The organism is Mesorhizobium ciceri WSM4083, assembly GCF_000519305.1.
In the GTDB taxonomy this organism is placed as follows: domain Bacteria; phylum Pseudomonadota; class Alphaproteobacteria; order Rhizobiales; family Rhizobiaceae; genus Mesorhizobium; species Mesorhizobium ciceri_B.
Map to the genome: position 1 here is coordinate 739522 of NZ_KI912610.1, position 12237 is coordinate 751758.

At 64.7% G+C, this 12237-nt stretch carries 12 protein-coding genes and 1 tRNA gene; 8 read left to right on the forward strand and 5 right to left on the reverse strand.

The features are described 5' to 3' along the window. Position 1: 1 nt before the first annotated feature. Complete coding sequence (locus MESCI2_RS0129615; RefSeq protein ID WP_027039623.1) at positions 2–1141, reverse strand: hypothetical protein; 1140 nt, start codon at positions 1139–1141, stop codon at positions 2–4. A 327-nt stretch (positions 1142–1468) separates the two neighbouring features. On the opposite strand from MESCI2_RS0129615, the gene MESCI2_RS0129620 reads away from it, so the two are divergent. From MESCI2_RS0129620 to MESCI2_RS0129655, 8 genes are all read left to right on the forward strand, one after another. After that, a tRNA-Thr gene (locus MESCI2_RS0129620) sits at positions 1469–1544 on the forward strand. A 132-nt stretch (positions 1545–1676) separates the two neighbouring features. Next, positions 1677–1865 (forward strand): YodC family protein, encoded by a 189-nt coding sequence (locus MESCI2_RS0129625; protein WP_013527958.1) that lies wholly within the window; start codon positions 1677–1679, stop codon positions 1863–1865. A 163-nt stretch (positions 1866–2028) separates the two neighbouring features. Then, positions 2029–2454, forward strand: coding sequence for an EF-hand domain-containing protein (locus tag MESCI2_RS0129630; protein ID WP_032901493.1), 426 nt, complete (start codon positions 2029–2031; stop codon positions 2452–2454). A 45-nt stretch (positions 2455–2499) separates the two neighbouring features. Beyond that, positions 2500–3042, forward strand: a complete 543-nt coding sequence (locus MESCI2_RS0129635; RefSeq protein ID WP_027039625.1) for an RNA polymerase sigma factor — start codon at positions 2500–2502, stop codon at positions 3040–3042. A gap of 86 nt (positions 3043–3128) precedes the next feature. After that, positions 3129–3581 (forward strand): hypothetical protein, encoded by a 453-nt coding sequence (locus tag MESCI2_RS0129640; protein WP_027039626.1) that lies wholly within the window; start codon positions 3129–3131, stop codon positions 3579–3581. A 35-nt stretch (positions 3582–3616) separates the two neighbouring features. Further along, complete coding sequence (locus MESCI2_RS0129645; protein ID WP_245270493.1) at positions 3617–4042, forward strand: periplasmic heavy metal sensor; 426 nt, start codon at positions 3617–3619, stop codon at positions 4040–4042. Positions 4043–4153: 111 nt separating this feature from the next. Beyond that, positions 4154–4441 (forward strand): GCG_CRPN prefix-to-repeats domain-containing protein, encoded by a 288-nt coding sequence (locus tag MESCI2_RS0129650; protein ID WP_027039628.1) that lies wholly within the window; start codon positions 4154–4156, stop codon positions 4439–4441. A gap of 174 nt (positions 4442–4615) precedes the next feature. Further along, positions 4616–6352: a sulfatase-like hydrolase/transferase gene (locus MESCI2_RS0129655; protein WP_245270494.1), complete on the forward strand. Its 1737-nt coding sequence runs from the start codon at positions 4616–4618 to the stop codon at positions 6350–6352. On the opposite strand, the gene MESCI2_RS0129660 is transcribed toward MESCI2_RS0129655, so the two are convergent. From MESCI2_RS0129660 to MESCI2_RS0129675, 4 genes are all read right to left on the reverse strand, one after another. Then, positions 6349–7926, reverse strand: coding sequence for an indolepyruvate oxidoreductase subunit beta family protein (locus MESCI2_RS0129660; protein ID WP_027039630.1), 1578 nt, complete (start codon positions 7924–7926; stop codon positions 6349–6351). The genes MESCI2_RS0129655 and MESCI2_RS0129660 overlap by 4 nt on opposite strands. After that, a complete protein-coding gene (locus MESCI2_RS0129665; protein ID WP_027039631.1) occupies positions 7919–10072 on the reverse strand; it encodes an indolepyruvate ferredoxin oxidoreductase subunit alpha in 2154 nt (717 codons plus the stop codon). Before MESCI2_RS0129665 ends, MESCI2_RS0129660 begins: the two co-directional genes overlap by 8 nt. A gap of 100 nt (positions 10073–10172) precedes the next feature. After that, positions 10173–10655 (reverse strand): MarR family winged helix-turn-helix transcriptional regulator, encoded by a 483-nt coding sequence (locus MESCI2_RS0129670; protein WP_027039632.1) that lies wholly within the window; start codon positions 10653–10655, stop codon positions 10173–10175. Continuing rightward, a complete protein-coding gene (locus tag MESCI2_RS0129675; protein ID WP_027039633.1) occupies positions 10655–12226 on the reverse strand; it encodes a phytoene desaturase family protein in 1572 nt (523 codons plus the stop codon). Before MESCI2_RS0129675 ends, MESCI2_RS0129670 begins: the two co-directional genes overlap by 1 nt. Between the last annotated feature and the right edge of the window lie 11 nt (positions 12227–12237).

A 12237-nucleotide genomic window follows, 5' to 3' on the forward strand; every position in this document is an offset into this window, starting at 1 on the left:
GCTACGGCTCGATCGAGACGCGGATTTCGTAGATGTCCGCGGCCTTGCCCTGCTTGTCGAAGTCGGAATTGATGGCAATGGTGCCGGCCGAGCCCGGACGCTTGTCGGGAAACTGCACATCGAACAGATATTCGTTCTGCTGCTGGCCGACCGCATAGCGCTTGCGGCCGCAGTCGCCGAGTTCGCCGAAATTGCAGTCGACCGAAATCTGCGTCTCCTTGCCTTCTTCGGAGCGGGCAATGATGTCGAACACGGCATGTTTGCCGGCCAGTTTCTCCAGCACGCCTTGTCCGACGTCGAAGCTGATCGCCGAACCGGACGCACCGGAACGGATGCGCAGGAACGAACCGGTATCGTCCTTCATCACCTCGGCCCTGGCGTCCGACGGCGCGCTGACATGCGATGCATCGGCCGGCGAAAACACATTGATCCAGTCGCGCGCCTGGTCCGCGGCGCCGGGTTTTGCCGGACCGCCGTCGGCCGGTGTGAAATCGTCGTCCTCGACGGTCGGCGGCGCCTGCGGCGGGGCGGTGTCGAGTTGCGCGGATGTCTTGAACACGCCGGTCTGCACGGCGAAGAACAGGCCGATGCCGACAGCGGCGAGCAGTGTCACGGTCAGGAAGATGGCGGTCAGCGGCAGGCGACGCCCCCTTATGCGCCGTTCATCGCGGTCGGGCGCCACTTCCGTCGTCGCGCCGGCCGAGGCCGGAACCGACATGTCGATGGCCGGAGCATCGGGAAGCGTGGCGTCCGGCATGATGTCGGGAACGACCGGCAGGACGCGCGAGCGCGGTGCATCGGCAGCAGATTGCACGGGTCCGTCGACGACGACATCGGGGGATGATGCCTGTCGGCCGGTTTCGACCGCGGGCGCCGAGTCCGCTCCGAGTTCGACCGCCGGTGCATCGCCCTGCGGGCCGACATCCGGCACCGCCGGCAGGAACTCGGATTCGATTTCGGTGATTTTCGCCTGGATTGCCTTGCGGCGCTTGATGGCGACCTCAACGGTCACACCGGGATTGGCCTGGAGCGCGCGATCAAGCGCGGCAAAAGCCGAGCGATAGACCCTCTCGCGAAACGCGCGGTCCTCGGCATTGCCTTTCTCCAAGGCGTTCCGGATCGCTTTTTCGATCGCGTCCAAGCGGGTCCCTCTGTCTTTGCCAACCTTGCCGTGATCGTTAGCCGCAGGCGACCAATCAATCAACGGGCGAGCGGCGCATTCTGCCTCGCAGAGGTGTGCAAAGTCCATTCCGGCGCTGTTCCGGCAACAAAATCAGCATGTTTGGCCGATTTTCACGCGCAGGGAGCGCACGCACCGTGCGCCGCATTCCTTGGCGATTGATCGGCGGACAAGGCGGCGGCAGGCTTTCGAGGGTGCCATGACGCCGCAGGAATTGCCAAGTCGCATCTTGAATTCGCGCCCGGTTGCGTCTATCACCGCCGCATCTTGGAGGCCTTGGCTTCCCGGGCCGCTTTAGCTCAGTTGGTAGAGCACCGCATTCGTAATGCGGGGGTCGCGTGTTCGAGTCACGCAAGCGGCACCATTTCCCCCTCCGTTTCGTCGTCTACCCCTTCGCATCTGGCGCAAAGGATTGCGGCGCCGGCTTGGCAGATCTGCCATTGTCGAGACCCCGGTTTGGTGTGAAACTCATGGCCTCAGCATGGGAGGTCAAAAAATGCCCAACAATTTCAAGACCGGAGACGTCGTCAAGCTGAAATCCGGAGGCCCCAGGATGACGGTCAGCGATGGCGCGGCCTCGGGCATGTATCTGTGCCATTGGTTCAATCGCGAGGGCGAGGTGTGGACCCCGCAGCATGCCGGGTTCAAGCCCGAACAACTGATTGCGGCCGACCAGTCGGACTAGAGTTCCTTCCATCCCGATCAGGTCGGGATGGGCACCCTCTGTTGTCCTGGGATGAACGGATCAGCACGTGCGACCGACGGATTTTCCGGGTCGCGGCGTTTAACGGTTGAAGCGCGATGGCGGCATAAGCCGTCTGCGTCGCGCCAAGCTGGAGACGCACAACATGATCAGCCGTTCGATATTAGTCGTTGCCTTGAGTTTGCAGACCGTTGCGGCTCTCGCCCAGGCAACGACGCCACCTCCGACCGCCGCGCCACTTGCCGCGCCAGGCGCCTCGGGGACCAGGTCCGACGTCACACTGGCCAAATTCCAGAAGCGGCGCGAAAAGGCGATCATGGCGGCCGACACGGATGGCGACGGCAAGATCAGCCTGCTGGAATGGGAGGCCTTTCAGGCGAAGCGCAACGTCAAGGGCGACGCCGCCAAATCCTTCGCGCGGATCGATTCCAACCATGACGGCTTCATCGATCGTGCCGAACTCAATGCATTCTTCGCCAAGCGCTTCGCCCGGCTGGACAAGAATGCCGACGGCATTTTGACGGCCGACGAACTGCCGGGCCACAAAACCGCTCCCAAGCAAGAGCAATGACCAAGAGGCAATGACGCGCGATGAACATCGGGAGTGCGCCGACTGATGGCTCCGGATCCGGACGAGGAGCTGGTTCGCCGTGTTGGCGCCGGCGAGCCGGCAGCCGTGCAAACGCTCGTCGCGCGCAAGCTGCCGCGTATCCTGGCGCTTGCCGTGCGCATGCTCGGCGATGCGACGGAGGCCGAGGATGTCGCGCAGGAAACCTTCGTGCGGATCTGGCGCCATGCCGCGAGCTGGCGGCGCGGCAATGCGCGCTTCGACAGCTGGATCCACCGGGTGACGCTCAACCTTTGCTACGACCGGCTGCGTCGCAGACGCGAGTGGGTGACCGGCGACCTGCCGGAAATGGTCGACCCCGCAGCACTTCCCGACGCCCCTCACCAGGAGGACGCGCTTCGGGTCGAACGGGCGCTGCAAGCCATAGCACCGCGCCAGCGCGAAGCGATCGTTCTGGTCTACTATCAGGAGATGTCCAATATCGAGGCGGCAGCGACATTGCAGGTCAGCGTCGATGCCCTGGAAAGTCTGCTCGCGCGCGGCCGGCGGTCGCTGCAGGCGATCCTGGCGGGGGATGGCGCCGATGAGTAAGCACCGGGCAAGCACCAACGCAGCACGGCCATTGCGCCTTGCTGGTGGCGCCTGGCGCTCGGCGCCGGCGGGCAAGGGGGCGACACATGGCTGAAAGGTCCAGGAACGAACCCGCAATGGATGCCAGGCGCTTTGCCGCCTTGGCGCAGGCCTATGGCGGCGACTTGCGGCGATGGCCCGAGGCCGAGCGAATGGCCGGCACGGTCTTTGCCGCAAGCGACGCGGGCAAGGCCATCTTGAAGCAGGCCGGGACACTTGACGCGCGGCTCGACAGCTACCGCGTCGACGCCCCGGACAAGGCACTGCACAGCAGCATTCTGCAGGCCGCCGGCCGGCACCTCGTCCAGCGCCGGCGTCAGTGGTTCTGGTGGCTGGGACTTGGACTTGCCGGCATTGGTCTGGCCGGCGCCGTGGCAGGACTGGCCCTGGTGACCATCGTCACGCCGGAGGTCCAGCCGGACCACTATGTGCTGGATGCCAATGTGACGGCGTTTGGCGATGCCGGCCCCGATGCCGAGAACGGTGAGGAAAACCTATGAGCCCGCGCTGGATCCGTGGCCTGGTCATTGCTTCCGTGGTGCTGAACGTCTTTCTTGCAGGCGCATTTGCTGGCAGTGCGGTCTGGCTGAGAAATGCCAAAGCGGGCGCGGGTGTCTCGCTGGAATCGGCTGGCCGACAGCTTCCCAACCAGGACCGCAAGGCGTTCCGCCTGGCGCTGCGCCAGGTTCGCGTGGAGTCCCGCCAGATCATTCTCGATGGCCAGCAGGCGAGGCAGGAGGCCGCCGACCTGTTGTTGCAGCAGCCTGTCATGGACAAGGCCGCCTTGTCCGCCGCCCTGGAGCGGGCACGCAATGCCGATGTGACGGTGCGCACCCGGCTCGAACAGGCCATTGTCGACTTCGCGGCGAGCACATCGCCCGAAAACCGGAGCGTGCTGGCACAGGCGTTGCTGCGCCATATGGAACGCCGCGCCACCGTTGCGCCAAAAAAATCGCCATGACGACCGACGGAAAAGGCCGGAGACGCCGTTTAACGAAGAGAAGGGACAAGCCTGCCCTGTGCATCATACGGGACGGCCATCTTCATCATCGAAAGCACTCGGAGTCCAATTATGAGTCGCCTGAAAAACTATGCAGCAACCGCTATCCTGGCCATCGGTGGAACTGTCGTGACAGCCTCCGCGTCCAGCGCAATGCCCATCGTCTCCGTTGCCAAGCCAGCCACCCCGGCACTGGTCGAGCATATCCGCTGGGGCTGCGGCATCGGCTGGCACCCTAACAGATGGGGCCGCTGCGTGCCGAACGGCGTCGTCGTCGTGCGCCCGCGCTACCATTACTGGCACGGTCCGGCCTACGTCTGGCACCCGCATCATCACTGGCGCCACTGGCGCCATTACTGATCAAAGCACCGCGGGGCCAGGCACCTTTCGGGGCGGCCCCGCGCGAGCGCTGGCGCGCACCGGACAATCCCGACCAGCCGAGTTAAGGTTAAATTCACTATACATTTGTTCTTAGCCTACGAATAATCGAAGAGTTTCCCGAAACTATGCTCAGGCATATTCATGGGAAAATCTGTGGCTCAGCTTCACAATCTTGGTCGGCTGCTCTGTCATCCGCTGACGCTGGCCGTGGTCAGCCTAGCCGGTGTCTTCGCCGCCGGACGGGCCGAGCACGAATGGCTGTCGGTGCCGTTCTCGCTGGCGCTGGTGGCAGCCCTTGCCGGACTTCTGTTCCTGGCTTCGGGGCGCCTTGCCTTTTCCGTCTATCTCGCCTGGATGGGCATTGCCTTCGTCACCGTGGTTTCGGCGATCAAGTTCAGGATGAAGGGGTTTTCGCTGCACTTCTACGACACGGTCTTCGTGTCGAAGGATCCGGAAGTGTACCGCTTCCTGCTCGGCTCCTACCTCCATCTGATCGCACCGGTCGTCATTGCCCTGGGGCTCGGCATTACGGCGGCGGTGCTTCTGTTCCGGATCGATCGAAAAATCGGCTGGCCGGTATCGGCACGCGTCCTGGTCATGGCGGCGCTCGTCGTTCTGGTGCCGCTGACCTTTCCGGCCGAGGCCTCGAAGGACCGTTATTTCTACTACATGCAGGGCCGGCACATGTCGGCCTTCTTCGTTTCGCTGCTGGATTTGCACAACCTGGTTGTTGAATCGGGCTTCGAAAAGCGGCTGCAAGCCGTCGCGCCGCAGCCGCCTTTTGCCGACACGGTCGATTGCGGCGAGCGGGCTGATCTTCCCGACGTCTTTTTCGTGCTCAGCGAAAGCCAGTCCGATCCCGGCTATTTTCCGCAGGTCGGCAACGGCGCGGGATTCCTGCAAAGATTCGCACCGGGGGCCGGCACGCCGCATCCGATGCAGGTCGAGACGTTTGGCGGCGGCACCTGGATCACCAATCTGTCGCTGATGACCGGCCTGTCGGCCACCGATTTCGGCTGGCGAAGCCCCTATCTGACCATCACCCTGCAGGACAAGGTCGCAGGAGCCCTGCCGGAGGTGCTGGCGCGCTGCGGCTATCGAACTGTCGTGATGACGCCGATGGACTTTTCGTTCGTCAATGAAGGGCCGTTCCTGAAATCGATCGGTTTCGAGACCGTGCTCGACATCAAGGACATCGCCGCGCCCTTCTATCACCTGCGCGACAACTTCTACTATCACGCAGCCGAGGCGTTCATCGCCAGGCACCGCAAGGAAGACGGCCGGCCGCTGTTCCTCGAAATCCAGACCATGTTTCCGCACTCACCCTATGAGGGGCGGATGGAGCCTGAAATGAAGGTCGAGGGCGAGCCTTTCTCGGGCGATTTCCAGGCCAATGAATATCTGCGCCGGATGGCGGTGGCGCGCGGCGATTTCCAGGATTTCCTCGACAACAGGCAAGCGGATGCCGGCCAACGCGGCGCCGTGGTGCTCGAGTTCGGCGATCACCAGTCGTCGGCGACCAAGCCGTTCGTCGACGCCATCGCCGGCGACGACGCCTTGGCGACGCCAGGCTCGCTCGCCTACCGCACCTTCTACACGCTCACCACCTTCAACCATCCACTGCGCCACCCGATGCCTGACCTGGCGCCGCTCGACGTCGGCTTCCTCAGCGCAAGCCTGCTCGACGCCGCCGGCCTGCCGATGTCGCCTGTCATGGCCGATCTCGTGCGCCTGCGCGACCATTGCGGCGGCAGGTTCCATGGTTGTCAGGATCGAGCCGAAGTGGATGCGCATCTGCGTCGGCGCGTCGATTCAGGGCTCTTGCATCTGTTCCCGGAAGCGGTGCCGTTGCGCGGGCTGGCGCCAGTCCAATCTGTGGATGCCCGCTAGATCGTATCCGGCCCCAGTGTCGCCACTGTCTTCAGCGCACCGTCCAGCATGTCGCCCTTCTCGTCCTTCAGCGCCATCTCGCGCAGGCGGCGGATCCAGTCGGCGGCATCCGTGCGGCCCTTGACCAGATCGAGTGCGGACAGCACGCGGTCGAATTTCGACTGTGCCCGGACATGGGTGTCGCTGTAGCCCTTGATCAGCCGGCGGCAATTGAGGATTTCGACGGCCAGTGCGTAATCCTGGGGAACATGGCCGAGTGCCAGCGCGTACCAGCGGTCGAGATGCGCGACCTCGACCTTGTGGCGCAGCAGACTGCGGCGCCAGCGGCGCAGGCCGCCGATGAACCACAAGGCTGCAAAGCCGGCAAAACTGTCGGTGCGGATGCGGCGGCCATGGTTGATGCGGCGATCGAGAAAGGCGGCGAGCTTCGGCCGGTCCTCGATGTAGCTGCCCAGACCCGCTGGCAGCGTGCCGCAGAACTCCTCGATGCGCGGGTGGAAATACTCGGTCACCTGAAGGATCGAGCCATCCTTGACGCCAACCTCGCGGCGCACGCGTTTGCCGCGCGTCGAGCGCGTCTTGAGATCGGCGACGCGGATCATATCGTCGTAGCATAGCGCGTTGGCCAGATGCTTTGCGGCAGCGATCGACAGGCCGTAGCCCTGAACCGGCCCGTCCAGCGCGACGGCCTTGTCCAGCCGGTCGAGATACTCGCGCCCATAGGCGATGTCCTGATAGTCGACGACCTTTCTCAAGCCCCGAAGCGCCATGTCGCGCACGGCCACCGGCAACAGATCGATGCGGGCGGCCAAGGCCTGCCAGCCCTGAAGCAGGTTTAGCGGGCCACTCACCTGTCCTGTGCCCGAGGCAGATTCGACAATTGCGGGCTCAGCCGGCTTCGGCGCCGGTGCTGCCGTGCCGCGCGCGCGGTCAAACGCAGCACCGAAGGCGGCGAGGCTGGCCTTGACGCCCCGGCCGCCAGCACCGATCGCCTGTTCGTAGCTTTCGCGGGTGAACGGCAGCGCGTCGGACCCCGCCAGCGCACCAAGCAGGCTGGCCGAGATCATCGAGCCATTGTCGGCTGCGATCTTTTCCATGTCGAAAGCGATGAAGCGCTTCGATGCGGCTTCCGCCGTAGCATGCACCTTGGAGGACGAAGCCCGGCCGTCGCCCGGCTCGATCTTTTCCGACACGGCGGAGATGCGGTGCGACGAGGCAATCAGCGTGGTGCGCTCGGGCGTGACGAAGCCGCGGATGATGGCGCGGCCGGCTTCCATCAGTTCAGCGGCGATCAGGATGTCGACATCGCCCTGCGAGGGCGACAGCGCGAAGACCGGCAGACGGCCGGTATCGCGGGCCATCTCGACATAGTAAATGGTGGCACCGGTGCGCTGGGCGACGCCGGCGACCGAGGTCGATTGCGCGACAAAACCGTTGCGCTCGGCAACGTCGGTGATCCAGTCGGCGAGCACGCCACCGCCCTGGCCACCGACCGCCAGCACTGCGAGCCTGATGACGCGCTCACTATCCTGAGCGCCGGCGTGGGCGCGAAGTGGGGGGACGGCGTCAAGCATCGGCGAAGGTCAGGCGCCGGCTTTCGCGGCGGCGCTGCAACAGGCTGATGGTGGCGCGGCGCGCGGCTTCCAGGAAGCGATCCCAGCGGCTCGGATTGTGCACGACGTCGGCGCGGTAGAAGGATGGGCACAGCACTGCCGCATCGGCGACCTCGCCGCAATTGCCGCAGCCGACGCAACTCTGGTCGATATGCGCGACCGGGTCGTCGCGCAGCGGATCGTCTGTTGACTTGACCGACAGCGAGGGACAGCCGGACAGCCGCATGCAGGCATGGTCGCCCGTGCAAATGTCCTCGTCGACGCCGAACTTTGGTTTCACGACACGGGTCCCGCCCTTGATCGCCTTGTCGACCAGCGGCTTTTCGCGGCGCTGCCGGTTGAGCATGCATTCGGACGAAGCGACGATGACCTTCGGCCCTTTCTCCTCCGTCGTCAGCGCCTCGCGCAGCGTGTCCTGCATCTTGGTCACGTCATAGGTGCGGTCGACATGGCGCAGCCATTTGACGCCCATGCCTTTCACCGCCTCGGTGATCGGATGTTTCGTCGACTTGGTCTTGTTGCCCGCGCGGGACGAGAGGATGTCCTGGCCGCCGGTCGCGGCCGAGTAAAAATTGTCGACGATGACGATGACGCCGTCGTTCTTGTTGAACACCGCATTGCCGATCGAGGAGGTCAGGCCGTTGTGCCAGAAGCCGCCATCGCCGACGAAGGAGATCGAGCGGCGCTTGGCATCAGGCGAATTGAACGCCGAGGCGGAAGCCGGCCCCAGCCCATAGCCCATGGTGGTGGCGCCGAGCTCGAAAGGCGGCATGATCGAGAACAGATGGCAGCCGATGTCGGAGGCGATGTGGTGCTTGCCGAGTTCCTGCTCGACCAGCTTGGTCGCGGCAAAGATCGGACGTTCCGGGCAACCGATGCAGAAACCCGGCGGCCGGCCCGGCACGACGTTGATCAGGTCGGCTGCGTCGACGCCGTCACCGACCTTGTTGGGCGCCCGCACCTCGCCCGGCAACAGATGCGGCGCCTCAGCACGCAGGAAGGCGCCGATGCCGTCGAGCATGACCTGGCCGGTATATTCGCCGGCCATCGGCAGGTACTCCTTGCCGACCAGCCTGGTGCCGCGGCCCGCCTTGTGCAGCATCGAGGCAAAGGCCTGTTCGATGTAGTTGGGCTGGCCTTCCTCGACGACCAGCACCGACTGCTTGCCCTCGCAGAACGACAGGAACTCGTCATCGATCAAGGGATAGACGGCATTGAGCACATAGAGCGGCACGTCGGTGTCGCCATAAATGTCGGCAAGGCCGAGCCGCTGCAGCGCGCGGATGACCGAGTTGTACATGCCGCCCTGCATGACGATGCCGACCGAACCATGATCCGAGCCGAAGAACTCGTTGATCTTGTTCCTGGCGATGAAGTCCACCGCCGCCGGCCAGCGCTTCTGCACCTTCTCCTTCTCATGCAGGAAGGAAGCGGGCGGCAGCACGATGCGGCCGGTGTCGCGGCGCGGGGCGTCAAGTGCATCGGCGACCGTCATCGGCGGCCGCTTGTTGTCCTTGGCGATGAAATGGCCGTGGACATGGCAGCAGCGGATGCGAACCTGCAGCATGACCGGCGTGTTGGAAATCTCCGACAGCTCGAAACCATCCTCCACCGCCTTGACGATCGATGGCAGGTTGGGTCGCGGATCGAGCAGCCAGACCTGGCTCTTCATGGCGAAGGCATGGCTGCGCTCCTGCATGATCGAGGAGCCTTCGCCATAATCCTCGCCGACAATGATCAGCGCACCGCCGGTGACGCCGCCGGAAGCCAGATTGGCCAACGCGTCGGAGGCGACATTGGTGCCGACGGTCGACTTGAAGGTGGCCGCCCCACGGATCGGGTAGTGCACCGAGGCGGCCAGCATGGCGGTGGCGGTGGCTTCCGAGGCGCTGGCCTCGAAATGCACGCCGAGCTCGCCCAGAATGTCCTGCGCGTCGGCCAGCACGTCCATCAGATGGCTGATCGGCGCGCCCTGATAGCCGCCGACATAGCCGACGCCGCATTGCAGCAGCGCCTTGGTGATGGCGAGGATGCCTTCGCCGGCAAATTCCTCGCCGGCGCCGAGCCGGAGTTTTTCGACTTCCTTGGCAAAAGACCGTTCAGCCATTTTTTCTCCCTTCCGTTACCGCCCGGGGTTGGCGGCGCGTAGGTCTATCTGCTTGAGCATGACCTCTTCCGAAAACCGGGATCCACTTTTCGGGGTCATGCTAGATATCGTGCTTGCGAATGTTCTTCAGCATCTTCAAAAGCGTCGAGATGAGCGCGGAATATTCGGCGTCGTCGATATCGTCGAACATCGTCTCGAAGGCGTCATGCATGGCCGGCCAGGCGCGCGCGAATTCGGCGCGGCCCTCATCGGTCAGGAACACATGGCGGATGCGGCTGTCGGTGACGCCCTGCTCGCGCCGCACAAGGCCCTGGCCCTCCAGTGAGTCGAGCGTCCGGCTCAAGGTCGACTGCTCGATCACCGTATAGACCGAGAGGTCGTTGACGGTGATGCCGTCGGTGACCGACAGCACGGCCAGCGTGCGCACCTGCGGAATGGTCAGGCCCTGCTTGCGGAAATCGTCGCGCAAGGTGGCGTTGTAGCGGCCCATGATGCGGTTCATCAGATAGGGCGCGAATTGCTGCAGGCCGATCTGTCCCAGGGTCGAAATGCACTGGCGCTTTTCCGCGACCTTCTCTTCCATCACAGCCTCCCCGCCAGGAGAAAGCCGGAACCGCCGCCGAGACCCGCGCCCGGGTGGGTCGAGGCGCCGATATGGTAGAGACCCTTGATGCCGGTCTGATGGTTGCGGCTGCTCTTGAACGGCCGCCACAGGAAGGACTGGTCGATGGTCGAGGAGCCGCCATAGGGGTCGCCGCCGACCAGGTTGATGTTCATCGCCTCCAGATCGGCCGGCGAATAGGAACGCCGCGCAATGACGCTGTCCTTGAAGCCGTCGATGTGGCCGGCGAGGATCGCCTCGGCGCGATCGGCATAGGCTTCGCGCAGCGCATCGGTCCATTGCCCATCTGCCGGTGCCAGCAGCTTGCCGGCGGCGTCGCCCTTGATGTGGCGAGGCGCCTCGGGCAGTTGCAGCCAGAGGATCGCCTTGCCCTGGGGGCAGCGCGACGGGTCGAGCGCATGCGGCTGGCCAACACAGATGGTCGGCACCTCCGGCAGCATGCCGCGCGCCGCCTCGTTGCAGGCTTTCGAGACGCCATCCAGCCCCGGCGTCAGGTGCAGCAGCGCGACCTTGTCCAGGCCTTCGCCGCGCCATGCGGGCGGTTTGTCCAAGGCGTAGTGGATCTGGAAATTGCCTTTGCCGTAGCGGTACTTTTGCGTCGCCTCGACATCGGCTTTGGGAGCATCCGCGCCAAGCAGCCTGCCATAGAGCTGCGTCGGTGTAACCGAACAGATGACGCCCTTGTTGGCCGTGATTGTCTCGCCCGAGACCAGCCGCACGCCGGTTGCCCGGCCATTGCTTTGAACGATCGAACTGACATCGGCTCCCGTGCGGATGTCGCCGCCGCGTTCCCGGATCAGGGCCTCGAAGGCGGCCAGCAGGTTCTGCGCCCCGCCCTTGACGATCGGCGCGCCGGCTGCCTCAAGTGCAAAGGCGATCACCTTGGCGATCTGGCCGGAGAATGCGTCTTCCGGCCCAAGTCCGGCATGCAGCACCCAGGGTGCCCACAGCGCACGGACGGTTTCGGATTGGTAGGTGCTTTCCAGCCAGCCGCGCGCCGGTACCAGTGCCTCGCCGAGAAAGGCGGCAAGGCCGCGCGGGCCACGCCGCCAGCCATCACCGGCCAGCAGCCTGGCGGTCGGGTAGGACCACAGGCTGCCGCCGAGCAGGCCGAACAGCAGGCCGGCATTGCGCTCGATGCCGCCGACATCATCCGCGTGCCGGTCACCGTCGCCTGCCGCGATTGCGTTGAGGGCGGCGACGTTGGCGGCGCGGTCTATGCTGAGCACGGCATGGCTGCCGTCCGGCCGCAGCACGCCGGTCGGCGTGCCGGTGTGGCAGAACTCCAGCCCGTGCCGTGCGAGGTCGGCGCCCAGTGCCGCAAAGGCCGGCGAGGTGATGAACAGCACGAAGGTCGTCGCCATCACATCATGGATGAAGCCGGGCGCGGTGATCTCCTCGGTGCGCAGGCAGCCGCCGATGCGGTCGTTGCGCTCCAGGACGAGCACACGCGCCCCTTTGCCGCCAAGCATCGCCGCGCAGACCAGCGCGTTGATGCCGCTGCCGACGATGATGTGATCCGGCTGGCTCACGGCAAACGCTT

Coding starts and splice junctions, on each gene's coding strand:
- MESCI2_RS0129625 (WP_013527958.1), top strand. CDS start 1,677: ATGCCCAACAATTTCAAGACCGGAGACGTCGTCAAGCTGAAATCCGGA.
- MESCI2_RS0129630 (WP_032901493.1), top strand. CDS start 2,029: ATGATCAGCCGTTCGATATTAGTCGTTGCCTTGAGTTTGCAGACCGTT.
- MESCI2_RS0129635 (WP_027039625.1), top strand. CDS start 2,500: ATGGCTCCGGATCCGGACGAGGAGCTGGTTCGCCGTGTTGGCGCCGGC.
- MESCI2_RS0129640 (WP_027039626.1), top strand. CDS start 3,129: ATGGCTGAAAGGTCCAGGAACGAACCCGCAATGGATGCCAGGCGCTTT.
- MESCI2_RS0129650 (WP_027039628.1), top strand. CDS start 4,154: ATGAGTCGCCTGAAAAACTATGCAGCAACCGCTATCCTGGCCATCGGT.
- MESCI2_RS0129660 (WP_027039630.1), bottom strand. CDS start 7,926: ATGCTTGACGCCGTCCCCCCACTTCGCGCCCACGCCGGCGCTCAGGAT.
- MESCI2_RS0129665 (WP_027039631.1), bottom strand. CDS start 10,072: ATGGCTGAACGGTCTTTTGCCAAGGAAGTCGAAAAACTCCGGCTCGGC.
- MESCI2_RS0129670 (WP_027039632.1), bottom strand. CDS start 10,655: ATGGAAGAGAAGGTCGCGGAAAAGCGCCAGTGCATTTCGACCCTGGGA.